This window comes from Streptomyces sp. NPDC000075, from assembly GCF_040301925.1.
GTDB lineage: Bacteria > Actinomycetota > Actinomycetes > Streptomycetales > Streptomycetaceae > Streptomyces > Streptomyces polychromogenes.
In genome coordinates this window covers 51,401-76,267 of sequence record NZ_JBEPFL010000011.1, presented here as the reverse complement: position 1 = coordinate 76,267, position 24,867 = coordinate 51,401, and the positions used below count along the sequence as shown (strand labels likewise).

Genomic DNA, 24,867 nt, shown 5'->3' with positions numbered 1-24,867 from the left:
GTCCGGCCGCAGCGTGCTTCTGCATGCATCTGCGTGCATCTGCGTGCATCTGCGTGGCAACCCCCCATGGAGAGAAGATGCGGTTCCTCGTACTCAACCGAACCCCGGTCGCCCAGTACCGCTACCCCGAGTTCCTGGGCGAGGGGCACGACGTCGTCCTCATCACCGACGCGGCGGCCGTGCCGGCCGACCCGGACGAGCGGACCGCCGCGCTCGACGGGTACGCCCACGTCGAGGTCGTGGAGGAGTTCCACGCCAACCCGGCCGTGGAGCTCCTGGCCCTGCGCCTGCACGAGAAGTGGGCCTTCGAACGGCTGCTGGCCCTCTCGGAGTCCGACCTGTCGCGCGGCGCGCGGCTGCGGGCCGCCATGGGGGTCCCGGGGCACAGCGCGGCGGGCGTGGACGCGTTCCGCGACAAGTACGCCATGAAGTCGGCGCTCTGGGAGGCGGGCGTCCCCCTGCTCCCCTTCGCCGCGGTCCGCCACGCCACGGATCTGGCCGATTTCATCGCCGGGCACGGGTATCCGGTCGTGGTGAAACCGCGCCGGGGCGGCGGGCCGGAGGACGTCGAGGTGCTCCACGCGCCGGACGACCTCCCGGCGTTCCTCGCACGCCATCCCGAGACGGGCACGGACGACGGCGCCCACCTGCTGGCCGAGACCGCTCTGGAGCACGAGGCGTTCCACGTCGACGGGGTCCTCGTGAACGGCGAGATCCGGCTGGTGCGGTCCTGCGCCGCGCCCGGTGGCGGCGCCGGCGCCGGCACCCGCCGCGGACTCCCGGCCGTCGGTGCTCCACCGGAGCCCCCGGAGCCGCCCGAGCCGCACGACCTGCTGGCCGCCGCGCTGTGCGCGCTGGCCGTCGCGGCGCTGCGGGCCCTGCCCGCGCCCCGGGACTGCCTCTTCCACGCGGACGTGTCGCGCGGCCGGGACGGTGCCCTGGTCCTCGACGGGATCTCCGTCGGCGCCCGCGACGGCGCGGCCGAGGGGGTTCCGGTGCCCGCTACGGGCCCGCGGCTCGCCGAACTGCACCTGCGTTCCCTCACGGGCAACTCCCCCGCGCCGCTCCCCGCGTACCCCCCGCGAACAGCCGGTCCGGCCCTGCTGCCGTCGCGTCCGTACTGGTGAGTTTCGGCCGGACGTCATGTGCGGGAGGGTACGGAAGAGGACACAATACGGGCATGCGAATCGTGATCTTGTGTGGTGGAGAAAGCCCCGAACGAGACGTCTCCCTGGCCTCGGGCAGCTCGGTGGCCCGCGCGCTGCTGGAGCGTGGACACGAGGTGCTGCTGGTCGATCCGGCGGCCGGGGAGCCCGTACTGGCGGGGCCCCTGCACCCGGGCGACGTGGTGGACGGGTTCGAGGTCGGCAAGGAGCCGCCGGCCGGCCACGAACGGCACGGGCTGCGGCAGCGGATGGCGGCCAACTTCGACGGCGGGGCCCTGCCGGCGCTCCTGCGCGACGCGGACCTGGTCTTCACCGCCCTCCACGGCGGCTGGGGCGAGGACGGCTGGGTGCAGGAGCGGCTGGAGGCGGCGGGCGTCCGCTTCACCGGCGCCGACAGCACGGCCTGCGCGGCGGCCTGGCACAAGGAGCGGGCCCAGGCCGTACTGGCGGCGGCGGGGGTGCCCGTCACCGAGCGCGCGCTGTGGCCGGCCGCCGCGGACGAGGTCCCGCAGGAGGTGCGGCGGCTGGTCGCGGCCGGACCGGTGGTGGCCAAGCCCGTCGCGGACGGATCGAGCGTGTCGGTGCACCGGGCCGACTCCCTCGCCGAACTGGAGCGCCTCGCACCGCAGATGCGGGCCGACGGCGGCGATCTGCTGGTGGAGCCGTTCCTGTCGGGACGGGAGTTCACCGTGGGGGTGGTGGGCGGCCAGGTGCTCCCCGTGATCGAGATCGAGCTGAGTACGCCGCTGTTCGACTACGCGGCCAAGTACCAGCCGGGCGCGGTCAGCGAGGTGTGCCCGGCCCGGATCCCCGAGGAGTTCGCCTCCCGTCTCCAGCAGCTCGCCCTGCGCGCGCACGAGGCCCTGGGCTTCGGCCCGCACACCTACTCGCGCGCCGACTTCCGCTGTGACGCGGCGGGCGAGCCCATGTGCCTGGAGGTCAACGCCCTCCCCGGCCTGACCGCCACCAGCCTGCTGCCGCTCGGGGCCTCCGGCGCCGGCTGGACCTACGCCGACCTGGCCGAGCGCATCGTGTCCCTCGCCACCCGCTGACCCACCGATCCGCTCTCAACCGATGTGGGAATCATGGATGCACAGCACAGCACGCTCACACTGACGCGAATATCGCCGTTATCGAACGGGACGTTCCTCGCCGCCCTCGGCGTCGCGACGTTCTCCTTCAGCTTCCCGGGCACGGTGTGGGCGCTCGACGGGTTCGGCCCGTGGAGCGCCGCGGGAGTCCGCGGGGTCCTGGCCGCCCTGATCGCGGCGGCGGCCCTGTTGTGGACCCGGGCACCGGCCCCGGCGCGCGCCGACTGGCCCGCGCTGCTGGTCGTCGCCGCCGGGTGCGGCATCGGGTTCCCGCTGCTCACCACCCTCGCCCTGCAGACGTCGTCCACGGCCCACTCGGCCGTCGTGATCGGCCTGCTGCCGATGGCCACGGCGACGATCGCCGCCCTGCGCACCCGGCGCTCCCCCTCGGCCGTGTTCTGGGCGGCGGCCGGGACCGGCGCCCTCGCCGTGATCGTCTTCACCCTGTCCCAGAACCGGGGGCGCCCGACGGTCGCGGACCTCTACCTCTTCGCCGCCCTCCTGATCTGCGCCGCCGGCTACGCCGAAGGGGGGCGGGTCTCCGCGCACATGCCGGGCTGGCGCGTGATCGCCTGGGGGGTGGTGCTCGCCGCCCCGGTGAACCTGGCGGTGTCCGCGTGGGCGCTCCCGCACGAGCCCGTGCACCTCACGACGAAGGCCGTGGTGGGCATGGCGTACATCGCCGCGGTCTCGCAGTTCGGCTCGTTCGTCCTCTGGTACCAGGGCATGGGCCGCATCGGGGTGCCCCGGGCCAGCCAGCTCCAGCTGGCGCAGCCGCTGCTGACGCTCGTCTGGGCCGTCCTCCTGCTCGGCGAACACCTCACGCCGGCCGCACCGGTGACGGCCGTCGTCGTCCTCGCCTGCATCGTGGTCACGCAGCGGGCGCGGTCGTCGTGACGGACTACGCGGGTGGTGCGCCGACCGGTGCGTCCCCGCCCCAGACGATCTCGAAGTACCTGACGCGCTCGTCCTGTCCGGCCGGCCGCATACCGGCGGCCGTCATGACGCGGTGGGACGCGAGGTTGTCGTGGTCGGCGTCGCCCCGGACGCGGGTGGCGCCGTGCGCGCGGGCGAAGCCCAGCAGTGCGCGCAGGGCCTCGGAGGCGTAGCCGCTGCCCCGCGCCGAGGGGACGAGGCCGTAGCCGACGGTGACGCAGCCGTTCTCGTCCGCCGCTCCGTGGAAGCCCGCGCCACCGATCGCGCGGCCGTCCTCGCGCAGGCGGATCTCGAAGTCGCCGAACGGGTGGGGGTCACCGGTCTCCGCGCAGACGTCCAGGTAGCGCCGGGCGGCGAGCACGTCCCCGTCGGTGGGGTACCCGGCCGCCCACCGGTCAGCGGCGTCCGGCACACCCGCCACGACGCGTTCGGCCTCGCCGGCGGTCAGCGGGTGCAGTACGAGCCGTGCGGTCACGAGATCCCCCATGACAGGGAGGACTATCACGCGTGCGGACCGGCCGCACGGGTATTTCGACCGGCCGGCGGGCCGTGGGCGTCGCCGAGGAGGACGGCGCGCCGGGTGCGGAGCCAGGACCGCTCGGCCCGCATCTCGGCCGCGTCGCCACGCGCGAGGAACGCCGCCCACGGCTCCTCCCCCTGCCCGCCGAGCCGTTCGATGCGCTCCGCCTCCCGGGCCTGGAGCCCGTCGAGCGCGTCCAGGACGTCCGCCGGGCTCGCTCCGTAGGCGCCGCACAGGGAGTCGAGACGGCTGCGCAGGACAGCGTCCCCGGAGACCTCCAAGGCCCTGCGCTGCTGCTGCGGCGGGCGCAACGGGACGGCGTACCAGGCCAGCTGGGCGAGGTCGTCGAGGGCGTGGCCGGGGGCGGCGAAGTCCCAGTCGATGAAGCCGGCGAGGCGGTCGCCGTTCCAGATGGAGTTCCAGGGGCCGAGGTCGCCGTGCCGGATGATCATGCCGGGCGCCCACGGCTCCTCCCGGCCGCGCCAGTGGGCGCCGGCCGGGGGCCGGAAGTCGCGGACCGCCGCGTGGTACTCGCGCAGCCATGTCCCGAGCTCCCCGATTCCGGTGGTCGAGCGCAGGACGGCTGGCCAGGGGCTGAAGGCCGGCTCCCCGTGCAGTAGCGACACGACCTCGTCGCCCCCGTCGGTACCGAGTGCGCGCGGGGCTCGGGTGAAACCGGCCGACTCCAGGTGGACGAGCAGGGCGTGCACGGCGGGGGTCCACACCCCGCCCGGCCGCCGAATCGTTTCGCCGACCCGCCGCACGGTCGTCACACTGCCCTGGTCGGTGGCACCGTCCTCGATCACCGGGCCAGCTTAGCCGTGCGGGCCGGACCGGACGGGCGGCAGGCAGGGCCGCGGGACCGGGACGGGCGGCGGGCCAGCAAGTGTGCGTCGAGGAAGCCGCGTGCGGAGGCCGGGTCGTGGAGCAGGCGGGCGAACGGGGTGAGGCCGGCCGCCGTGAGCAGTTCGGCGTAGCGGTCCGGCGGCCAGCTGTAGGCGGGCGTCACCTTGTGGTCGAAGCGGACCGGGTCCGGGCCGTCGGTCCCGAAGAACGACACCAGGAGCAGGCCCCCGGGGGCCAGGACGCGGGCCTGTTCGGCGAGGAGCGCGGGCAGTTCACCGGGCGGGGTGTGGATGGTCGAGTAGTGGGCCAGCACCCCGCCGAGCGCCCCGTCCCCGAGGGGCAGCTCCTCCATCCGGGCCTCGTCGAACCGCAGTTCCGGATGGGCCCGCCGGGCGTGGGCGACCATGCCCGGGGAGAGGTCGAGCCCGAAGGCGTCCAGGCCCAGGTCGTGCAGCATGGCCGTGAGATGCCCGGGCCCGCAACCCACGTCGGCCACACGCGTGTTCCCCGCCGCGCGCACCAGCTCGGCGAAGGTGCGGATCATGTTCCGCGCGAAGGGCTGCGCCTCCAGCCGCCGATCGGCGAACATCGACGCGTACAGCTCGACGACCCCGTCGTAGGCGGCCCTGGTCTCGTTCCGGTGTTCCCCCACGCGGCGTCCGTCAGAGGACCTTGCGCAGGATGACGACCCAGTCGTCGCTCCCGGGCCCGTCCACGCGGTCAAGGGTCCAGGTCTCGTCGCGCACCGGAAAGACGTCCCCGACGCCCAGCGTGTACTTCTGCTCCCCGTCGGCAGCGACGGCGAGGCGGACGGTGAGAGGCTCACCGGGCGGGGCATAGACGTGAATCACCGCGAACCGGGCGTCGTCCGACTCTCCGGCCGTTCCGTGCCAGAGCCTCACTTCGTTGATCATTTCTCTTATCCTATCCGAGCCGCCCCGGACTTCCCCAGGGGCCTCTTCCGTACCACCACCCACAAGACACGGCGCGGCGAACCACGGTTCGGGCGGGGGTGGTTCTAGCTTCTGTACATGGCTGACATGTTCGAGCACGCCCCGCAGGTATGGACCGCCGCGCGGCTGCGTGAAGCTCTCGCGGATCTGCCCGACGAGACACCGATCCACGTCGGGGTCGCTGACGGGCCGGGTGACTTCGACGGGTACGGGGAGTACGTCCTGGTGGACGCCGAGCCCGTCGAGGTGGATAGCGACGCCGACGGCGTCGACGGGCCGCCCCACGTCCAGTTCACGTTGTTCGCGGACGCCCGGGCGGGCGCCTACCACCTCGACGTCGACTGACGACGCCGGGGACCGTGACACGTCTGTGACGGGAACTGTGGCGTGCGCCACGGCCCGGTCCCGACGCCCTTGATGGGGTGGGCCCATGCGTCCACCCCAGCGCCTCCTGCCGGCCCTCACCGTCCTCCTCCTGCTCGCGGGATGCGGTGCCCCGGCGTCCGCACCCGCCGCGCCGCCCGCCGACGGGGTCCGGATCACCTCGGTGACCGTCCCCTCCGGCTCCGGTGGACCGGGCGGCCGCGCCGATCCGATGCCGGCCGGCGACTCCGGGATATCGGCCGCCTACGAGGTCACCAACGGCGGCACCGGGGCGTTGGCGTACACGATCCTGTTCGACTTCACCACCGACGCCGGCGAGGTGATGGGCAACACCACCGCGACCCTACGCGCGGTCGGCCCCGGCGCCACCGTGCGCGGCACGGTCCGGCTGGGGGCGCCCGGCCCGGGGTCGTCGCGGGTGACCCGCGTCAAGGTCTCCCGGGTGACCAAGGTGCCCGCCGCCGAGGCACCGCCCGAGGCGGGCGCGTGCCCGCCCTCCGGCGTCCGCGTCACCGCCGACGACGGCGACGCCGCGATGGGGCTGCGCGTGGTCGGACTCCGTCTGGAGAACTGCGGGAAGACCGACTACGCACTCGACGGCTACCCGCAGCTGGAACTCCTGGACGGCGACCTGTCACCCGTGCGGGGGATCCGCATCGTGCGGGGCAGCGGCGGCATCACGACCGGCACCGGATTCGACGACCCGGCCCGGCCCCTGGTCCTGAAGCCGGGCGAGAGCGCCCTCTCCGGCCTCATGTGGCGCAACACCACGGAATCCGGGGACCCGGTCAACGTCCCGCACGTCCGGGTGCGGGCGAAGGAGGGCGCCGACCCGGTGACCGTGACACCGCACCTCGACCTCGGCACCACCGGCCTCCTGGCCGTCCGCGCCTGGACGCGCCCGACCAGGTAGGGCCTGGCTATCCGCTCCCCATCAGTGCCCTGTGGGCGGTGCCGAGGCCGTGGCGCGCCGGGGTGTGGCGCACCCGGGCCCGGGCCGGGAGGGCGATCGCCGTGAGCAGCATGCCCCGGCGGGCCATCCAGCGGCCGCTGAACCCGGTCAGCCGGACGCCGTCGGCCAGGGGGCCGGGCACCAGCAGGCGGGCGTGGAAGGTGCCCCGGTCCGGGTCCACGGTGACCAGTGCGTCCTCGAAGTCGAGCCAGGTGCCCGTGATCGGGAACCACGCCTTGTAGACGCTCTCCTTCGCGCTGAAGAGCAGCCGGTCCCAGCAGACGTCCGGCCTCAGGACCTGCCGGCGGGACAGCCAGCGCCGTTCCTCGGGCAGCGTGACGAGGGCCAGCGTTCCGGCCGAGGGAAGGGGCTCGTTGGGTTCCGCGTCGATGCCGATCGACACCGTGTCGTGCCTGCGGGCCACGGCGGCCGCCTGGTAGCCGGTGGAGTGGGTCATGCTGCCGACGATCCCGTCGGGCCAGCGGGGCGCGCCCCGGCGGTCCGGCAGGATGGGGGCGGGCGGGACCCCGAGTGCGGCAAGGGCCCGGCGGGCGCAGCCCCGTACGGTGGTGAACTCGCGGCGGCGCTGCTCCACGCTGGCGGCGACGAGCTCCCGTTCCTCCGCGTACAGCTCCGACTCGGGCAGGTGGCCGAAGGATTCCCGGGTGGCGACGGCGGCCGGCAGCAGTTCCTCGATCATGTGATGTCCGTGGGTGTCCGGTGGGCCACGCGTGCCCGCCGTCAGCCGGCCACGGGCAGGGTGCCCAGGCGTTCCCTGACCGCTTCCTCCACCGCAGCCCGTTCCGGGACCAGGTAGAAGTGGCCGCCGGGCAGGATCCGCAGGTCGAATCCGGCGGTGGTGTGGTCGGCCCAGCCTCGTACGTCGTCGATGGCGACACGGGGGTCGCTGTCTCCCACGAGGGCCAGGACGGGGCAGGTCAGGCGGGCGGGGGTGGCCCGCAGATACGTTTCCACGGCCTGGTAGTCACCGCGGACGGCGGGCAGGATCATGCGGATGATCTCCTCGTCCCCCAGCAGCCCGGCATCGGTGCCGCTGAGTTCGCGCAGTTCCGCCACGACGCCGTCGTCCGACCGGTTGCGGATGTCGTCCGGGCGGTGGAGGTGGGGGGCGCGGCGGCCGGAGACGATGAGGGCGGAAACGGGGGTGCCGGCGGCCTGGAGGCGGTCCGCGACCTCGAACGCGACGAGCGATCCCATGCTGTGCCCGAACAGGGCCAGGGGCCGGCCGTCGGCCCCGGCCGCCAGCCGGTCCGCGACGTGGTCGGCGAGGACGGTGATGTCGGTGACGACCGGCTCCGAGCGCCGGTCCTGGCGGCCGGGGTACTGGACCGCCAGGACGTCGGCGTCGGGGGACAGGGCGTGCGCCATGGGGAAGTAGAAGCTGGCCGACCCGCCGGCGTGCGGGAAGCAGGCCAGCCGTACGGGGGCACCGGGCGTCGGATGGAAGTTCCTGAGCCAGAGGTCCTCAGGGAAGGAGGAGTCGGTCATGGGAGAGGGGCCTTTCGTCAGGCTGCCGGACGGCGCCCGGGCCGGTGTCAGCCGGACACCCGGACCGGCAGCCGGCGGGGGCAGATGATCTGCATCGGGTTCTCGAACTCGACGCCGGCCGCGTGGTCCACGGCGATGTGCTCGAAGCGGTCGAACAGCGCGTTGAGCGCGATGCCGACCTCCAGGCGGGCCAGCGGGGCGCCCAGGCAGAAGTGGATGCCCTGTCCGAAGGCGATGTGGCCGCCCGTGTCGCGGTGGATGTCGAACCGGTCGGGGTCCGTGAACCGTTCCGTGTCCCGGTTGGCCGCTCCGATCCACAGGGTGACCAGCTCGTCCTTACCGATCCGCTGCCCGCGGATCTCGGTCTCGGCCGTGGTCACCCGCGCCATCCGGGAGAAGGGCGGGTACAGCCGCATCAGCTCTTCGACGGCGCCGGGCACGAGGCTCCGGTCCGCCCGCACGGCGGCCAGCACCTCGGGGTGCCGGTCGAAGGTGAGGACGGCGTTGCCGATCATCGCCATGGAGGCGGCGTGGCCGGCGAAGAGGGTGAGGCCGACCAGGCCCAGCAGGTCCTCGTCCCGCAGCGGCTCGCCGTCCACACTGGCATGGGCCAGCCCGGTGAGCATGTCGTCGGCCGGGTCGCGCCGCCGCCGGTGCACGTGGCTCAGGATGTACTCGTTCATCTCCCGGATGGCCGGGGCGACTTCGGACTCCATCACCTTCGGCGGCACGGTCGCCGCGTCGAGCGCGCCCAGCGCGTCACCCCATGCCCGGTACATCGGCACGTCCTCCGGCGGCAGCCCGAGCATCTCCGCGACGACGATGATCGGCAGCGGGTAGGCCACGGCGTCGATCAGGTCGAAGGTGTCCGCTCCGGACAGCCCGTCGAGGAGGGACTCGGTGGTGCGGGTGATCCGCTCCGCGAGACCGGCCACCGCTCGCGGGGTGAAGGACTGGTTGATGGCCCGGCGGAGCCGGCGGTGATGGGGCGGGTCGTTGGTGACCAGGTTCCCCGTGAGGAACAGGTCGAGGTCCGGCTGGGGTTCGTTGAACAGCCGTACGGTGTCCGAGGAGAAGGTCTTCGGGTCGGTGAGGACCCGCGTGATGTCGGCGTGGCGGAACAGCTGCCAGCCGTACTCGTCGTCGTGGTGGACCGCGTGCTGTCCCTGCATGTCGCGGAACCAGGCGAACAGCGCGTCCACGGGTTCGGTCGCGGATTTCTCGAGTGCCGGCATGATTGCCCCCTGATCTGAGTGCCGCTGGGTTGTCGTCACAGGCCGAAGAGGGTCCGGTGGATCCTGCGGTCGACCGCGGGCAGGGCCACGCGCGCGGCGTCGGCCTGCTTCTGTGCCTCGCCGGGCGTCGGCGACAGCGTCGGCGAACCGGCGGCGCGCAGCCCCGACTCGATGGCGCCGTCCATGTACCCGATCCAGCCGAGCGCGAGGTCGTCCGCGCAGAACCTCACCGGTCCGAAGGGCCGGTTGATGGCCTTGTGCAGGCGGGTGAGCTGGTGGGGCCGGCGGTAGGCGGGCCCGCCCCGGGAGAATTCGGCGGCTTCCCAGTCCGTCACGGTGTAGTCCCGCAGCGTCGCCGACGGAAGGATCTTCCGCACGGCGGCCTCGACCTGGGCGCGGCTGCTGACGTCGAGAGTGGCGTCGACGGAGAAGGCGACGACCGGCGCGTCGTCGTTCAGGCGGCCCATGATGACGAACGGCGAGCCCTCGGGTGCCTCGGCGATGAACCGGTCGGCGGGGGCGGCCAGGTCCAGGAAGAGCTTCCGCTGGCGGGGCACTCCGTAGCCCTCGGTGGTGGCGTCCCGGTGGGGCTGCGGCAGCGCCGGGCTGAAGGTGATGTCCTTCCAGACGTTGACCGGCACCGCCATGATCACCTCGGTCGCGGTGTAGGCGGCCCCCGCCCGGGTGACCACCTTGACCCGGCCGCTCTGCTGGGTGACGGAGGCGACCGGGGAGCCCAGTTTGAGGTCCGGGCGGCCGTCCGCCAGGATCGCGTCGGCGAGCGCGATGGTGCCCCGCGCCAGGCGGTAGGTGTTGACGCCGGAGAAGCCGGTGTAGTTCCAGCCGGCCAGTGCCCACCACTGGGCGAGCTGGAGCATCGAGCCGCGCGAGCTCGGCGAGCCGTACAGGCCGGTGGTGCCGGTCATCCGCATCTCGTCCGCCGGCGAGAGCTTCAGCTGGTTCAGCCGGTCGCGCAGGGAGAGGCCGTCGAGCGGCGTGATCAGGTCCTCGCGGGTGAACGGCGCGTAGGGCTTGGGGAAGTAGTCGCGCGCACCTTCGAAGAACGGGGTGAACAGCTCGCCCTGGCGGGTGTAGGCCGTGACCGGGTCCGTCTCCGCGAACCCGTTGGGGGTGGGCATGAGCACGCGCTCGGGGCCCTGGTCGGCCACGATCGCCAGGTTGTAGCGGGATATCTCGCGCCAGACGTGGGGCTGCAACGGGTCCACCCACGCGCCGCCGCGCTCGATCTCCCAGCTGTTGAACCGGTCGGTCCAGGTACGTCCGCCGATGCGGTCGCGCGCCTCCAGGACGAGGACCCGATGGCCCTTCTTCCGGAGTTCGCGGGCCGCGGTGAGTCCGGCCAGGCCGGCTCCGACCACGATCGTGTCATAGACGGTGCGGGTGGTGACATCACCCTCGACGGCCTCGGCCATTCCCGGAAAACCGGCGCCGAGCGCGGTTCCCGCGATGGCCATGCCGCCCGCTCTCAGCACGTTCCTCCGCGAAAAGGAAGCGCGGGACGCGGCCGTGCGCGTTCTGCCGTGACGGTCGATCACAATGAATTCCCCCGTATGGTTGGGCAAAGAAACCGCGTGGTGTCTGCGTGGAATTCGGGCAGGCCGGGGAAACCGGACGGGCAAAGGCGCCCGCCCCGGTTTCCCGTCGCTGCTCCCGGGCGATCCGGAAAAGGTCAGGCGGCCCGGCCGCGGAACTGCTTGATCAGCGCCGCGTAGCTGTCCTCGGCGTGCCCGTCGGACACGGCGCGCTGGGCGAGCTCCAGGAAGAAGCGCGGCAGGTCGGTGCTGACGCCGAGCGCCTCGCTCTCCTCGAGCAGATGCCGCATGCCGCCGACGTGGACGTTGACGGTGGCGTCGGTGGCCGGGAACTTCTCCTCGTCGATCTGCTGCGCGTACGCGGAGACGTAGTCCGCGGTCACGTTGATCGCGGTGGTGGCCATCTCCGCGAACACCGTGGCCTTGACGTTGGCCGTGGCCAGCAGCGCGGCGGCGTGCAGGAAGCTGTTGAGGACGCCCCACATGATGCTCAGCACGGACATGTCGTAGAGGGCGGACAGTCCGTGGTCCTCGTCGAGGTAGACGGTGCCGGTCTCGCCGAGGGCCTGGAGGGTGGCCTGGTGCTTCTCGAAGGCGCTCTTCGGGCCGGCGTACAGCAGGGTGGCCTCGGCGGTGCCGATGGCCTGGGGCAGCGCCAGGATGGCGCCGTCCACGTAGTCGGCGCCGAGCCCGGCCGCCCACGCGGCGGTCTCCCGGGCCTGGGTGGAGCTCGCCGTGGTCAGGTTGACCAGGGTGCGGCCGGCCAGCGAGGCGCCGACCGGGTCGAGCAGCCCGTGCACGGCGTCGTAGTCCGAGACGCACACCACGACGAGCGGGCTCGCCTCGACGGCGCTCTCGACCGAGTCCGCGAGGACGGCGCCGGCTTCGACGAGCTCGCCGGCCTTGCCCGCCGAGCGGTTCCAGACGGTCGTGGGGTGGCCCTTGGCCAGGAAGGCCGAGGCGAGGGCCTGGCCCATCAGACCCAGTCCGACGACCGTGACCGGGGAGGCGGAGGGGGCGAAGGTGGTCACAGGGGTTTCTCCATGTCTTCGTGCGGCGCGGGCCGCGATGCTTGGTGGTGAGGGGCGCGTGGTGGGCGCGTTGCGGGGGGGGGGCGGGTACGGGGCCGTGTGCGGCCGGCTCCCGTACCCGCGTCTTCGGGTCAGCCCTGCGGCTCGCTCTCGGCGTCCCACGGGCCGCTGACGCCGTACGGGTTGTCGACGACGTAACGCCAGTAGCCGTCCTCGCCCTGGCGCAGCACGTCGACCGCGACGCCTTCCAGGTGCTCGGGTTCGCCGTTCTCGTCGAGCGCCTCCATCTGCCACTCGACGATCAGCATCGCGGTGTCCCCGACGACCAGCTGCTGGCGGACGGTCGCCTCCACGGAGGGCTTGCGCTTCGCCAGGAACTCCACCACGTAATCCCGGCGGGCCTGCCCGTAGACCGGGAAGCCGGGCTCCCACATTCCGACCGCGTCGTCGGTGTACATCGCGTTGACCGCATCCGCGTCACCGGAGTTGAAGGCTATTCCGAACGCTTCCTGATGCTTCTCGATATCAGCCACCAGCGTGTACTGGATTTCACTCACGACGCCGTTTCTCCATTCGTTTTCCGTGGCATCCGGACATTGATCCGGACGCTATCAGCGGGCACTCCCCGATCCGGTCTCCTGCCGGTAATCGCGGGCACCTTCGGGATGCCGGGCCGCGATTACCGGCGAAAGACCGCCCGGGAACGGCCGGGCGGAAGCCGTCCGCTACGGCCGGGCCTCGAGGCCCGAGGCCCGCTCGACCGCTTCCTGGATCTCCGGGGCGGCCAGCGCCGCCGCGGGGTCGAGGAGGAACGCGACGCGGGCGTAGGCGACGAGCAGGTCCCCGTCCCGCGAGGCGGCGTCCAGCAACCGGTCCAGGTAGGCGTACTCGGCCAGTTGCTCGGCGGTCGGCTCGCCACCGATGCCGGGAAAGGCCCGGTCGGCGCCGGTGGTCAGCTCCCACACGTGGTCGACGGCCTTGGCCGCGAGGTCGGCGAGGTACGCCTTCGGGTCCACCGGCCCGGGCCGCGACACGTGGTCCCGCAGCACGGTGGCGCCCAGTGCCGCCACCGTCATGCCCTGGCCGTAGACGGGGTTGAAGCTGCACACGGCGTCGCCCAGGACGAGCAGCCCGTCGGGGAACGACTCCATCCGCTCGTACCGGCGGCGCAGGTTCGCCGGGAAGCGGTACGACAGCGGCTCACCGATCGTCTCCTGGTCGTGGACCGTGTCGTAGATGTCGGTGGCGGCCAGCGACTTGAGGAAGTCGTGGAATCCGGCGGTGTCGCGGGGAGGGTACTCGCCCGCCATGCCGTAGCCGGTGACCACGGCACGGCCGTCCTCGATCCTGGCGCAGAGCGCACCCCTCGGTACGGTGGCGGAGCCGCCGACGTCGATGGAGACCTCGCCGGGCATCCGGTCCGCCGAGAGCCGGTAGTACTGGGTGGTGTAGCCGACGTTGACGGTGAGCTGTTCCTCCTCGACGGCGGGGTAGCCGAGTTCCGCGAGCCACGCGGGGGTGCGGGTCCGCCGGCCCGTCGCGTCGACGACCAGGTTCGCGGTCAGGTCCCGGTGGGTGCCTCCCTGCAGGACGCGGACGCCGACGACGGTGGACCGGTCGGCCGAGGTCAGGGGTTCCGCTATCTCGGTGCGTTCGAGGAAGGTCACGTTCGGCAGAGCCCGCACCCGGCGGCGGACCCTGCGCTCCAGGTGCGGCCGGCTCACCGACAGCAGGGGCAGGCCCGAGTGCGGTGTGGGCATCCGGGTGCCGTTGACGACCCACCGGACGCCGGCCGTACCGTCGCCGGCCACCGCGCCGGCGGAGACGAGCTCCTCGGTCATGCCGGGGAGGAGGTCTTCCAGCGCGAGCAGCCCCGCGGCCAGCAGGTTGTGCAGGTGTCCGCCGTGCGGGACGCCCCGCCGGGGCTCGTTGTGCGCCCGGCCGCAGTCGTCTCCCTGCAGGTCGTCCCGGTCGATCACCACGACGTCGGCGTACCGGTCCGCCAGTACGTGCGCGGCCAGCAGGCCCGTCATGCTCGCACCGAGCACGATCACACGTTCACGATCGGCGTTCTCCACGGTGTCGGTCACCCTTTCTGTTCTTCCTGGGCGGGTCCGCGAGACGGGAACCAGCCCGCGCGGACGAAGAAGTTCACGTACTTTTCGAAGAGGTCCCGGTCGACCGGCGGGCAGGTGATGCCGGTGCCGTGCAGGGCACGTTCGGTGTCCGAGACGTCGATGGGCGGGTAGGTGGTGGTACCGCTGCCGGCGTTCATCCCCTCGAAGGAGTCCAGCAGCGGGACGACGGCGTTCCTCCGGTCCCGGCGGACCCGGGCCGACCAGTCGGCCCAGCCCAGCTCCGGCAGTTCGTACCCGAAGGAGCGGAGGTGGCCGACGAACTCGGTGAAGGTCTGGTCCTGCCGGTTGTAGAGGTGGAAGACCCGGTCGGCGCAGTCCTCGCGCGTGGCGAGGTGGGTGATCGCTCCGCTGACGTAGTCCACCGGGACCATGTGCAGGACCCCGGCGAGGCCGTCGGGCACCGCTCCGGACTCCAGCAGGCCCTTGAGGCTCAGCCAGACGAAGTCCTTGGTCTGGCAGGCGCCGGTCTCGCGGTCGCCGCTCACGACGTCCACCCGGTAGACCGACACCGGCAGTCCGCGGCTCCTGCCGAGGGCGATGACCTGCTCGGCCACCCACTTGCTCTGGAGGTACCCGTTGTGCAGCAGGTGCCCCGGGCCCGTCGGATCCGTCACGGCGGCGGGCCCGGCACCGGGGCCGGGGGCCGGGAACACGCCCGTGGTGGACACGTAGTGCACCGGAACGGTCCGGTGGGCCGCGGCGAGCCGCAGGATCTCCCGGGTGCCGCCCACGTTGCCGGCGGCGAGTTCGGCGTAGGGGCGCACCCAGCTGACCGTGGCTCCGGCGTGGTAGACCACGTCGACGCGGCGGGCGAGGGCGTCGAACGTCTCGTCCGACAGGCCCAGTCGGGGTGCCTCCAGGTCACCGACGACGACGCGGAGCCGGTCCGGGTCGATGGCGTCGCGGACCTGGTACCACTCCAGGTTCGCCTCCAGCCGGCGGAGCGCCTCGGCCTCGTCGGAACCCCGCACCAGGCAGTGCACGGTGGCCCGGGTGGACCGCATCAGGTCGCGGAGCAGGAAGGCCCCGAGGAACCCGGTGGCGCCGGTGAGCAGGACCTCCCGGGGGTCGGCGGCCACCCGGCTGACCTCGTCCGCCGCCCGGACGTCCGCGTCGAGGCGCACCTCGGCGGCGAGGTCGACGCCGACGGCGGCGTCCGGTCCCGCCGCGGACAGCAAGGCGGCCAGATGCTCCACCAGCCGTGCCGGGGTGGGGTGTTCGAAGACGAGCGAGGGCGGCAGCCTCAGACCGGTGGCGTCGCTCAGCCGGTTGCGCAGCTCGACCGAGGTGAGCGAATCGAACCCGAGGTCGGAGAAGCGCCGGTGCCCGTCGACCGGTGCCGACGCGGAGTGGCCGAGTACGAGGCCCACCTCGCGGCGCACGAACTCCGACACGAGTTCCGCGCGGTGCTCCTGTGACAGCCCCGCGAGCCGGTCCGGCCGGAGTTCGGCCCCTGCCTCGGGCCCGTCCCCGGCCGCCGGGTCCTGGACGAGGCCCCGCAGCAGGAGCGGCGCCCTGCGCAGGTTGCCGCGCAGCGCGTGCCGGTCGACGGGGGTGACCACCAGGGCCGGCGGGCCGGCGCGGAGTGCCAGGTCCAGCAGCTCCGGTCCGGTCTCCTCGGTGATGGTGAGGAGGCCGGAGCGGGCGATCCGCTTGAGTTCGGCGCGGGTCAGGTGCCCGCTCATGCCGTGCTCGTGCGCCCACAGGCCCCAGGCCAGCGAGGTCGCGGGCAGGCCCAGGCCGGCCCGGTACGCGGCCAGTGCGTCGAGGAAGGTGTTGGCGGCGGCGTAGTTGGCCTGGCCGGTGCCGCCGATGACGCCCGCGACGGACGAGAACAGGACGAAGGCGTCCAGGTCGCGGTCCCGGGTGAGTTCGTGCAGGTGCCAGGCGGCGTGCACCTTGGGCCGCATGACGGCGGCCAGCCGGTCGGGCGTCAGGTCCCGGATCATCCCGTCGTCGAGCACGCCCGCGGCATGGACGACGGCGGTCAGCGGGTGCGCCTCGGGAATGGTCCGCAGCAGGCCGGCGAGGGCGTCCCGGTCGGCGAGGTCGCAGGCGGCGAGGTGGACGTCGGCTCCCAGTGCGGTGAGTTCGGCGACCAGTGCGGCCGCGCCCGCGGCCTGCGGACCCCGGCGGCTGACCAGCAGGAGCCGGGAGACTCCGTGGGCGCGGACCAGGTGGCGGGCGAAGAGGCCGCCGAGGGCCCCGGTGCCGCCGGTGATGAGGACGGTCCCGTCGGTTCGCCACCGGACACCGCCGCTGCCCCCTCCGTCCCCCGGGAGATCGGGGAGGTCGGGGAGGTCAGAGAGCTCGGGGAGGTCGGCGATGCCGGGGACGAGCATCTCGCCCGACCGGAGGGCCGCCTGCGGGCGTCCGGACGCCAGGACGGCCGGCAGGGCCGCCCACGAGCGGGGGTCCTCGTCCACGTCGACGAGCACGATCCGGCCGGGTGCCTCGGACTGGGCCGAGCGCAGCAGACCCCACAGGGGTGCGGCGACCAGGTCCGACACGTCGGTTCCGGAGCCGTCCGCGGCCACGGCCCGGCGGGTGACGGCGACGAGGGGGACGTCTACGGTCCGTTCGTCGGCCAGCCATGAGCGCACCAGGGTGAGCACCCGCTGTGCCGTCTCCTGGGCCCGCTGGGGCACGTCTCCGCCGGGGGAGAACACCAGGGGGACCAGCAGGGCGTCGTACCGGGCCTCCGGGCCCAGGGCCGCCAGGGCCTGCGCCACGTCGGCGAAGGGTTCGCCCGGGGCCGCCTCCCGCAGGCCGGGGCCGTCGGCTCCGGCGAGGCCCAGGACCGCCGTCACGGGCGGGACGGCGGGTGCGACCGGGTCGGTCCGGGACCAGCCGACGTGGAACACCGAGTCCCGGGCGGCCGGCGGGGCCGCGACGGGAGCGGCGGGAGCGGACTCCAGCCAGTACCGCTCCCGCTGGAACGGGTAGGTGGGCAGGTCCAGCGGGCGCGCGCCGGAGCGGGCGAACACCGCGTGCCAGTCGACCGGGATCCCGGCGGACCACAGCCCGCCGAGTGCCGTGAGCACCTCCCGCGCCTCGTCCCGGCCGGTGCGCAGGGCGGGCACCGGGGTGACCGGGGTGCCTTCGGCGACGAAGGCCGACAGCACCGCGGCGGGGCCGATCTCCAGGGTGACGGTGACCTCGTGGCCGGCGAGCGTGCGGGCCGCGTCGTGGAAGCGGACCGGGTGGCGCACCTGGTCGACCCAGTACTCCGGGGAGCGGAGCTGCTCCTCGGTGGCGGGCCGGCCGGTGAGGGAGGACACGAGGGGTACGGCCGGCGGGTTGAGGGTGACCTTCCGCAGCACCCGGCCGAACTCGTCGAGCATCGGATCCATGTGCGGGGAGTGGAAGGCGTGGCTGACCGTGAGCCGCTTGGCGCGCCGTCCCCAGGACCGGACGGTGTCGGTGATCTCCGCGACGGCGTCGGCGTCGCCGGACACCACCGTCGCCATGGGGCCGTTGACCGCGGCGATGGCCACGGCCCCGTCGGGCCGGTCCAGCAGCGGCGCGATCTCCGCCTCACCGGCCTGGAGGGCGGCCATCGCTCCGCCCGGGGGCAGGGCCTGCATGAGCCGGCCGCGGGCGGCGACCACGGCGGCCGCGTCGGGCAGCGTCAGCACTCCGGCCACGTGGGCCGCGGACAGCTCGCCTACGGAGTGGCCCGCGACGAAGTCCGGGGTGATGCCCCAGCTCTCGTAGAGCCGGTACAGGGCGACCTCCAGCGCGAACAGCGCGGGCTGGGCGTTCCCGGTCTCGTTCAGCAGGGCCTCGTCGTCCAGCGCGTCGTCGAGGGGGACGTCGAGGTGCGGGTCGAGCGCGGCGCGGACCGCGTCGAACGCCTCGGCGTACGCCGGGAACGCCTCGTACAGGCGGCGGCCCATGGCGGCGCGCTGGGCCCCCTGGCCGGTGAAGAGCATCGCGAGCCTGCCCTTGGCCGGGGCGGCGGCACCGGTCCGGGCCCCGCCCTCGGCCAGCGGGCGCAGAGCGGCACGCAGCGACTCGGCGTCGGAGCCGACCACCACGGCCCGGTACGGCAGCGCGGCCCGGGTGGTGGCCGCCGAGTAGGCGAGGTCTTCGACGGGCAGGTCCGGGCGGTCGTCGAGGAAGGTCATGAGGCGGTGCGCCTGGGCGGCGAGGGCCCGGCCGCTCCTGGCGGACAGGGGTACCGGCAGCGGCGCGGGGGCGGGCACGGGGAGGACGGCGTCCCGCGCGGGGGCGGGCACGGGGACGGTGTCCCGGGCGGGGGCCTCCTCCTGTCCGGGTGCCTGCTCCAGGATCAGGTGCGCGTTGGTTCCGCTGACCCCGAACGAGGACACGGCGGCCCGGCGGGGCCGGCCGGTCTGCGGCCAGGGGCGGTGCGCGGTGAGCAGCTCGACCGCGCCCGCGTCCCAGTCGACGAGCGGGGTCGGCTCGTCGACGTGCAGGGTCCGGGGCAGGGCGGCGTGCCGCAGTGCCTGGACCATCTTGATGACCCCGCCCACACCGGCGGCCGCCACCGAATGCCCGATGTTGGACTTCAGCGAGCCGAGGAACAGGGGGTGTTCGGGGGTGTGCGCGGCGCCGTAGGTGGCCAGCAGCGCCTGTGCCTCGATGGGGTCTCCGAGCCGGGTGCCGGTGCCGTGGGCCTCGACGACGTCCACGTCGGCGGGGTCGAGCCGGGCGCCGGTGAGGGCGCTGCGGATGACCCGCTCCTGCGACGGGCCGCTGGGGGCCGTGAGCCCGTTCGAGGCTCCGTCGGAGTTGACGGCCGAGGACCTGAGGACGGCCAGCACCCGGTGTCCGTTGCGCACGGCGTCGCCGAGGCGTTCGAGCAGGACGAGTCCGACGCCCTCCGACCAGCTGGTGCCGTCGGCGGCGGCGGCGAAGGACTTGCACCGGCCGTCGGGCGCCAGCCCCCGCTGCCGGGAGAAGTCGACGAACCCGCCGGGGGTGCCGGCGACGGTGACACCGCCGGCGAGGGCGAGGGACGATTCCCCGGTGCGCAGCGACTGGGCCGCGAGGTGCATGGCGACCAGGGACGAGGAGCATGCCGTGTCCACGGTCATGGAGGGGCCCTCGAAGCCGAAGGAGTACGAGAGCCGGCCGGAGACGACGCTGCCGAGCTTGCCCGTCAGGAGGTAGCCCTCGAACTCCTCCGGGCCGGCCAGCCCCAGGTAGGACTGCTCCACGGCTCCGACGAAGACGCCGACGCCGTGGCCCTTGAGGGAGGTCGGGTCGATCCTGGCGTGCTCGAAGGTTTCCCAGGCGGTCTCCAGCAGCACCCGCTGCTGGGGATCCATCGAGAGCGCCTCGCGCGGTGAGATGCCGAAGAAGTCGGCGTCGAATTCGGTGGCTCCGTCGAGGAAGCCGCCTTCCCGTGTGTAGGTGGTGCCCGGGACGTCCGGGTCGGGATCGTAGAGGGCGTCGATGTCCCAGCCGCGGTCGGCGGGGAAGCCGGTGATGCCGTCCCGGCCGTTCGCGACGAGCTCCCAGAGGTCGTCGGCCGACCGCACGCCGCCCGGGTAGCGGCAGGCCATGCCGACGATGGCGATGGGCTCCGTGCGGCCCGATTCCAGTTCCGCGATGCGCTGGCGGGCCTTCCGCAGGTCCGCGGTGACCCATTTCAAGTAGTCAGCGAGCTTTTTCTCATCCGCCATGAGGGGAATTACCTGTTCCAGAAGTCGGAGGTCAGTGGGGGGCGCGACCGAGCTCGTGGTCGATGAAGTCGAGGAGTTCGTCGGTGGACGCCGTGGCGAGGGAGTCGTCCGGGTCCTCGCCGGACTCGTCGTCCGGTTGCGTACCGGCCTCCAGCCACCGCGAGAGCAGGGTCTGGAGCCGTACGGTGATCTCGTCGCGGGTGCCGCCGGCCTCCTCGGTGGTGAGCAGCCGCTCCAGTTCGTCCAGGGCCGCGAGCGGCGCGGGCTTCGGCTGCGGTGTTTCGTCCGGGGCGATGAGGGCGAGCAGGAAGGCGGCGAGCTTCGACGGCGTCGGGTGGTCGAACACCGCGGTGGCCGGCAGCCGTGCGCCGGTGACGGTGTTGAGCCGGTTGCGCATGTCGACGGCGGTCAGCGAGTCGAAGCCGAGTTCCCTGAACGGCTGTTCGGGGTCGACGGAGTCCGGGTCGGCCAGGCCCAGGACCGCGGCCACCCGGCCGCGGACCAGGCCGAGGACGAAGTCGGTGCGCTCGGCCGCGCTCATCGCGGACAGCCGCCGGGCCATCGGGACCTCGGTGTCGCCGTCCGTGCTCCCTCCCCCGGCGGGAACCAGGGACCGCAGCAGCGGGGGCACCCGGTCGAGCGCGCGCAGGGCCTCGGTGTCGAAGGCCGTGGCGACCAGCGCGGGCCGGCCCGTGGCGAGCCCCGTGTCCAGGAGTTCCAGCCCCTCCTTGACGCCGGTCGCGACGAAGCCCGCGCGGAGGAACCGGGCGCGGTCCGCCTCGCCCAGTGCGGCGTTGACGCCGCCCTCGGTGTCCCAGGGTCCCCAGGCCAGCGAGGTGGCGGGCAGTCCGTGGGCGTGGCGGTGCTGGGCGAGCCCGTCGAGGTAGGTGTTCGCGGCGGCGTAGTTGGCCTGGCCCGGCCCGCCGAACACCCCGACCGTCGAGGAGAACAGGACGAAGGCCGTCAGGTCCGCGTCACGCGTGAGTTCGTGGAGGTTGCGGGCGGCGTCCGCCTTGGGGCGCAGGACGGTGTCCAGCCGCTGCCGCGTCAGCGTCGGGAGCAGGGCGTCGTCCAGCACTCCGGCGGCGTGCACGACCCCGGTGAGCGGCCGGTCGGCGGGTATCGCGTCGAGCAGGGCGGCCAGGGCCTCGCGGTCGGCGGCGTCGCAGGCGGCGATGCGGACCCTCGCGCCGAGTTCCGTCAGCTCGGCCAGCAGGTGCTGCGCACCCGGCGCGTCGGGCCCGCTGCGGCCGGCCAGGAGGAGGTCCGTGACGCCGTGCTGGGTGACGAGGTGGCGGGCGACGGCGGAGCCGAGCACTCCGGTGCCGCCGGTGACGAGGACGGTGCCCTCGCGGTTCCACACGGGGCCGTCCGGGCCCCCGTCCTGCGCGGTGGAGGGGCGGATCCGGCCGAGCCGGGGGACGAGGACCCGTCCCGACCGGAGGGCGGCCTGCGGCTCGTCGGCGCCCAGCAGGGCGGCGAGCACCTCCGCGGGGACCGGCTCGGCGTCCGCGTCGAGGCCGGCGCCGGTGTCGGGGCCGGCGCCGGTGTCGGGGCCTGCGTCCGTGTCGAGGCCTGCGTCCGTGTCCACGAGGAGGATCCGGTCGGGCGTCTCCGACTGGGCCGAGCGTACGAGGCCCCAGACGGCGGCGGCTGCCGGATCGGGCGCTTCGGTGTCCGCCGTGGCGACGGCGCCCCGGGTGACGAGCACCAGGCGGATGCCGGCGAAGCGTTCGTCGGCCTGCCAGGTGCGCAGCAGCTCCAGGGTCTGCCCGGTGAGCCGGTGCGGGTCGCCGTCCGGGCCGGCCGCGAGCGGGACGACGAGGGCCCGGACGGCGTTTCCGGCGTCGAGGGCCTCCCCGAAGGCGGACAGCCCGCGGTACGAGGGGACCGTGTCCGCCGCGTCGCCGGACTCCGCGAGCCGCGCCCAGGGCACGGTCCGGGCGGCGGGGAGGACGAGGTCCGGGAGCCAGGCGATCTCGTGGAGCGAACCGAGCGGTTCCGGGCCGCCGGTCTGCGCCCCGGCGGCGGCCGCGGCTTCCGCCGAGGGCTCCAGCCAGTACCGGTCGCGCTGGAACGGATAGGTCGGCAGGGCGACCCTGCGCACCGGAGCCGCCGCGTGGAAGGCGTCCCAGTCGACCGGAACGCCCCGGGTGTGGAGCACGGCGAGCGCGTGCATCAGCGACCGCGGCTCCGGCTGCTTGCGGCGCATGGCGGGCACCGCGACGGCGTGGTCGACGCCGGCGGCGGCGAGCGCGGACAGCACTCCGTCGGGGCCCAGTTCGAGGAGGGTGGTGACGCCTTCGGCCTCCAGGGTCCGGAGCGCGTCGAGGAAGCGGACCGGGCGGCGGATCTGCTGCACCCAGTATTCGGGGGTGGTCCAGTCGCCGTGGTCGACCCGGCCGGTGACGGTGGAGACGATCCCGAACCCGGGCTGGTGGAAGGTGAGCCGTTCGGCGATGGAGCGGAACTCGTCGAGGATCGGCTCCATCCGGGGGGAGTGCGAGGCGCGCAGGATCGGCAGCACCTTGACGGACCGGCCGCGCTCCTTCCAGAGCGCCGCGACGGCGTGGACGGCGTCCTCGTCGCCGGAGAGGACGACCGCGCGCGGGCCGTTGACCGTGCCGATCACGGCGCGGCCGTCGGGGTCGAGGGTCTCGAGGACCTCCTCCTCGGTGGCCTCGACGGCGACCATCGCGCCGCCCTCCGGCAGGGAGCGCATCAGCCGCCCCCGGGCGGTCACCAGGACCGCCGCGTCGGGCAGCGACAGCACGCCGGCGAGGTGGGCGGCGATCAGTTCGCCCGTCGAGTGGCCGACCAGGTAGTCGGGGCGGACGCCCCACGTCTCGAAGAGGCGGAACAGCGCGACCCCGACGGCGAAGAGGGCGGCGAGGGTGTAGTCGATCTGGTCCAGTTCGTCGCCGGACTCGATCACCTCGCGCAGCGGGCGCGGCAGGTGTGCGTCCAGTGCCGTGCAGACCTCGTCGAAGGCCGCGGCGAACACCGGGAAGGTTTCGACGAGTTCCCGGGCCATTCCGGCGCGCTGGGCTCCGCCGCCGGTGAACATGAACGCGATCCGGCCCTCGTCCTTGGTGCCGGTGATGGTGCCGGAGTCCTCGTCGGCGAGGGCGGCGAGGCCGTTCAGCAGCTCGTCGCGGTCGCCCGCGAGGACGACGGCGCGGTGGCGCATGGCCGTCCGGGTGGCGGCCAGGGACCAGGAGAGGTCGGTCAGGCCGAGGCCGGGGCGGTCGGTGAGCAGCGCGGCGAGCCGCTCGGCCTGCGCGCTCAGGGCCTTCGGGGACCGTGCCGACAGCGGGAACGGCAGGACCGGAGCGGACCGCACGCCTGCGGGGGCGGGCTCCGCAGCGGGCTCCTCCGCGGCCTGCTGCGGTGCCTGCTCCACGATGACGTGCGCGTTGGTGCCGCTGAAGCCGAAGGCGGACACCGCGGCCCGCCGCGGCCTGTCCAGCTCGGGCCAGTCCCGCGCCTCGGTGAGCAGGGAGAGCGTGCCGGAGCTCCAGTCGACGTGGGGGGTCGGCTCGTCGGCGTGCAGGGTCTTGGGCATGACGCCGTGGCGGATGGCCTCGACCGTCTTGATGATCCCGCCGACTCCGGCGGCGGCCTGGGTGTGCCCGACGTTCGACTTGAACGACCCGAGCCTCAGCGGCCGGTCGGCCGGGCGTCCCCTGCCGTAGGCGGCGAGCAGGGCGTTGGCCTCGATCGGGTCGCCGAGGGGGGTGCCGGTGCCGTGCGCCTCGAGGAGGTCGACGTCGGCGGCGGTCAGCCCGGCGGAGGCCAGGGCCTGGCGGATGACGCGCTCCTGGGCGGGCCCGTTGGGGGCGCTGAGTCCGTTGCTCGCGCCGTCCTGGTTGGTCGCCGTACCGGTGATCACGGCGAGCACCTCGTGCCCGTTGCGCAGGGCGTCGGACAGCCGCTCCACGAGCAGGATGCCCGCGCCCTCGGCCCAGCCGGTGCCGTCGGCGGAGGCCGCGAAGGACTTGCAGCGCCCGTCGGCCGAGAGTCCGCGCAGCCGGGAGAACTCGACGAACGCCTGCGGGGTGGACATCACGGTCACCCCGCCGGCGAGGGCCAGGTCGCACTCGCCGCGGCGCAGGGCGGTCGCCGCGAGGTGGACGGCGACCAGCGACGAGGAGCAGGCCGTGTCGACGGTGACGGCGGGGCCCTCCAGCCCGAAGACGTAGGAGAGCCGGCCGGAGGCGACGCTTCCGGCGCTGCCGCTGTACAGGTAGCCCTCGAACTCCTCGGGCGGCAGGTACGGACGGGAGCCGTAGTCGTGGTACATCGAACCGATGAACACGCCCGTCCGGCTGCCGGCGACGGAGTCGGCGGGGATCCCGGCGCGTTCGAAGCTCTCCCAGGCCGTCTCCAGCAGGAGGCGCTGCTGGGGATCGGTGGCCAGGGCCTCCCGCGGCGACATGCCGAAGAACTCCGGGTCGAACCGGTCCGCGTCGTGCAGGAATCCGCCCTGGTCGGTGTACGAGGTGCCGACGGCGTCGGGGTCGGGGTGGTAGAGCCGGTGCAGGGGCCAGCCGCGGTGCTCCGGGAAGGTGCTCACGGCGTCCACGCCGTCGGCGACCACCTGCCACAGGCGTTCCGGCGAGTCCACGCCGCCGGGGTACCGGCAGGCCATGCCGATGATGGCGACGGGCTCGCGGTCCTTCTCTTCCATCTCGCGCAGCCGCCTGCGGCTTGCCTGGGCGTCGGCCACGGCCCGCTTGAGGTACTGGCGGAGCTGGTTCTCGTCAGTGCTCACGTCGAATCCTCGCTACGGTTCACGGACTTTTTCCTTTCCGGAGGACTTCCCTTACGACTCGTCATCGCCTCACAGTCTCGTACAGCGGTTTCCGTGCAGCGGTAACTCGGCGTCCTTTACCCGGA

General features: G+C 73.7%; 17 protein-coding genes and 1 pseudogene. 5 read left to right on the top strand and 13 right to left on the bottom strand.

What is annotated here, in order from left to right:
* Positions 1 to 77 precede the first annotated feature (77 nt).
* The 3 genes from ABT403_RS15385 to ABT403_RS15375 are packed head-to-tail and all read left to right on the top strand — an operon-like array spanning position 78 to position 3,154.
* Positions 78 to 1,127 carry an ATP-grasp domain-containing protein gene (locus ABT403_RS15385; RefSeq protein WP_344152579.1) on the top strand — a complete coding sequence of 350 codons (1,050 nt, stop codon included), beginning with the start codon at positions 78 to 80 and terminating at the stop codon, positions 1,125 to 1,127.
* 53 nt (positions 1,128 to 1,180) lie between these two features.
* The gene (locus tag ABT403_RS15380) at positions 1,181 to 2,218 is read left to right on the top strand and encodes a D-alanine--D-alanine ligase family protein (protein ID WP_344152573.1); all 1,038 of its coding nucleotides are present in this window, start codon (positions 1,181 to 1,183) and stop codon (positions 2,216 to 2,218) included.
* A gap of 33 nt (positions 2,219 to 2,251) precedes the next feature.
* Complete coding sequence (locus tag ABT403_RS15375) at positions 2,252 to 3,154, top strand: DMT family transporter (RefSeq protein WP_344152570.1); 903 nt, start codon at positions 2,252 to 2,254, stop codon at positions 3,152 to 3,154.
* A gap of 4 nt (positions 3,155 to 3,158) precedes the next feature.
* Here ABT403_RS15375 and ABT403_RS15370 read toward each other — a convergent pair whose 3' ends face one another.
* Genes ABT403_RS15370 through ABT403_RS15355 form a run of 4 tightly spaced genes read right to left on the bottom strand, consistent with a single transcriptional unit; the run spans position 3,159 to position 5,473 of the window.
* Positions 3,159 to 3,680, bottom strand: a complete 522-nt coding sequence (locus ABT403_RS15370) for a GNAT family N-acetyltransferase (protein ID WP_344152566.1) — start codon at positions 3,678 to 3,680, stop codon at positions 3,159 to 3,161.
* 14 nt (positions 3,681 to 3,694) lie between these two features.
* Positions 3,695 to 4,519, bottom strand: coding sequence for a phosphotransferase (locus ABT403_RS15365; protein WP_344152563.1), 825 nt, complete (start codon positions 4,517 to 4,519; stop codon positions 3,695 to 3,697).
* The gene (locus tag ABT403_RS15360) at positions 4,516 to 5,211 is read right to left on the bottom strand and encodes a class I SAM-dependent methyltransferase (protein ID WP_344152560.1); all 696 of its coding nucleotides are present in this window, start codon (positions 5,209 to 5,211) and stop codon (positions 4,516 to 4,518) included. Before ABT403_RS15360 ends, ABT403_RS15365 begins: the two co-directional genes overlap by 4 nt.
* A 10-nt stretch (positions 5,212 to 5,221) precedes the next feature.
* Positions 5,222 to 5,473 carry a DUF6406 domain-containing protein gene (locus ABT403_RS15355; protein ID WP_344152557.1) on the bottom strand — a complete coding sequence of 84 codons (252 nt, stop codon included), beginning with the start codon at positions 5,471 to 5,473 and terminating at the stop codon, positions 5,222 to 5,224.
* 117 nt (positions 5,474 to 5,590) lie between these two features.
* Here ABT403_RS15355 and ABT403_RS15350 point away from each other — a divergent pair, with 117 nt between their 5' ends.
* Positions 5,591 to 5,857: a DUF6225 family protein gene (locus ABT403_RS15350; RefSeq protein ID WP_344152554.1), complete on the top strand. Its 267-nt coding sequence runs from the start codon at positions 5,591 to 5,593 to the stop codon at positions 5,855 to 5,857.
* A gap of 85 nt (positions 5,858 to 5,942) precedes the next feature.
* Positions 5,943 to 6,809: a DUF4232 domain-containing protein gene (locus ABT403_RS15345; RefSeq protein ID WP_344152551.1), complete on the top strand. Its 867-nt coding sequence runs from the start codon at positions 5,943 to 5,945 to the stop codon at positions 6,807 to 6,809.
* Between the two features lie 7 nt (positions 6,810 to 6,816).
* Here ABT403_RS15345 and ABT403_RS15340 read toward each other — a convergent pair whose 3' ends face one another.
* The 9 genes and pseudogenes from ABT403_RS15340 to ABT403_RS15300 all read right to left on the bottom strand — a co-directional run.
* Complete coding sequence (locus ABT403_RS15340; protein ID WP_344152548.1) at positions 6,817 to 7,548, bottom strand: 4'-phosphopantetheinyl transferase family protein; 732 nt, start codon at positions 7,546 to 7,548, stop codon at positions 6,817 to 6,819.
* A gap of 41 nt (positions 7,549 to 7,589) precedes the next feature.
* The gene (locus ABT403_RS15335) at positions 7,590 to 8,357 is read right to left on the bottom strand and encodes a thioesterase II family protein (RefSeq protein WP_344152545.1); all 768 of its coding nucleotides are present in this window, start codon (positions 8,355 to 8,357) and stop codon (positions 7,590 to 7,592) included.
* 47 nt (positions 8,358 to 8,404) lie between these two features.
* The gene (locus ABT403_RS15330; RefSeq protein WP_344152542.1) at positions 8,405 to 9,592 is read right to left on the bottom strand and encodes a cytochrome P450; all 1,188 of its coding nucleotides are present in this window, start codon (positions 9,590 to 9,592) and stop codon (positions 8,405 to 8,407) included.
* 35 nt (positions 9,593 to 9,627) lie between these two features.
* The gene (locus tag ABT403_RS15325) at positions 9,628 to 11,067 is read right to left on the bottom strand and encodes a flavin monoamine oxidase family protein (protein WP_344152539.1); all 1,440 of its coding nucleotides are present in this window, start codon (positions 11,065 to 11,067) and stop codon (positions 9,628 to 9,630) included.
* A gap of 215 nt (positions 11,068 to 11,282) precedes the next feature.
* Positions 11,283 to 12,176, bottom strand: coding sequence for an NAD(P)-dependent oxidoreductase (locus tag ABT403_RS15320; RefSeq protein WP_344152536.1), 894 nt, complete (start codon positions 12,174 to 12,176; stop codon positions 11,283 to 11,285).
* A 131-nt stretch (positions 12,177 to 12,307) separates the two neighbouring features.
* Positions 12,308 to 12,733 carry a YybH family protein gene (locus tag ABT403_RS15315; protein ID WP_344152533.1) on the bottom strand — a complete coding sequence of 142 codons (426 nt, stop codon included), beginning with the start codon at positions 12,731 to 12,733 and terminating at the stop codon, positions 12,308 to 12,310.
* A gap of 168 nt (positions 12,734 to 12,901) precedes the next feature.
* Positions 12,902 to 14,266 carry an FAD-dependent oxidoreductase gene (locus ABT403_RS15310; RefSeq protein ID WP_344152530.1) on the bottom strand — a complete coding sequence of 455 codons (1,365 nt, stop codon included), beginning with the start codon at positions 14,264 to 14,266 and terminating at the stop codon, positions 12,902 to 12,904.
* Positions 14,263 to 19,968 carry a thioester reductase domain-containing protein gene (locus ABT403_RS15305; protein ID WP_344152527.1) on the bottom strand — a complete coding sequence of 1,902 codons (5,706 nt, stop codon included), beginning with the start codon at positions 19,966 to 19,968 and terminating at the stop codon, positions 14,263 to 14,265. The genes ABT403_RS15310 and ABT403_RS15305 overlap by 4 nt, the downstream gene beginning before the upstream one ends.
* 31 nt (positions 19,969 to 19,999) lie before the next feature.
* Positions 20,000 to 24,700: pseudogene (locus ABT403_RS15300) on the bottom strand (type I polyketide synthase); the annotation flags it as partial.
* Positions 24,701 to 24,867: the final 167 nt, after the last annotated feature.

Excerpts from the sequence above, each read along its gene's own strand:
- ABT403_RS15325 (WP_344152539.1), bottom strand. The coding sequence starts at position 11,067 with ATGGCCATCGCGGGAACCGCGCTCGGCGCCGGTTTTCCGGGAATGGCC.
- ABT403_RS15375 (WP_344152570.1), top strand. The coding sequence starts at position 2,252 with ATGGATGCACAGCACAGCACGCTCACACTGACGCGAATATCGCCGTTA.
- ABT403_RS15385 (WP_344152579.1), top strand. The coding sequence starts at position 78 with ATGCGGTTCCTCGTACTCAACCGAACCCCGGTCGCCCAGTACCGCTAC.
- ABT403_RS15380 (WP_344152573.1), top strand. The coding sequence starts at position 1,181 with ATGCGAATCGTGATCTTGTGTGGTGGAGAAAGCCCCGAACGAGACGTC.
- ABT403_RS15305 (WP_344152527.1), bottom strand. The coding sequence starts at position 19,968 with ATGGCGGATGAGAAAAAGCTCGCTGACTACTTGAAATGGGTCACCGCG.
- ABT403_RS15335 (WP_344152545.1), bottom strand. The coding sequence starts at position 8,357 with ATGACCGACTCCTCCTTCCCTGAGGACCTCTGGCTCAGGAACTTCCAT.
- ABT403_RS15370 (WP_344152566.1), bottom strand. The coding sequence starts at position 3,680 with ATGGGGGATCTCGTGACCGCACGGCTCGTACTGCACCCGCTGACCGCC.
- ABT403_RS15340 (WP_344152548.1), bottom strand. The coding sequence starts at position 7,548 with ATGATCGAGGAACTGCTGCCGGCCGCCGTCGCCACCCGGGAATCCTTC.
- ABT403_RS15330 (WP_344152542.1), bottom strand. The coding sequence starts at position 9,592 with ATGCCGGCACTCGAGAAATCCGCGACCGAACCCGTGGACGCGCTGTTC.
- ABT403_RS15345 (WP_344152551.1), top strand. The coding sequence starts at position 5,943 with ATGCGTCCACCCCAGCGCCTCCTGCCGGCCCTCACCGTCCTCCTCCTG.
- ABT403_RS15355 (WP_344152557.1), bottom strand. The coding sequence starts at position 5,473 with ATGATCAACGAAGTGAGGCTCTGGCACGGAACGGCCGGAGAGTCGGAC.
- ABT403_RS15350 (WP_344152554.1), top strand. The coding sequence starts at position 5,591 with ATGGCTGACATGTTCGAGCACGCCCCGCAGGTATGGACCGCCGCGCGG.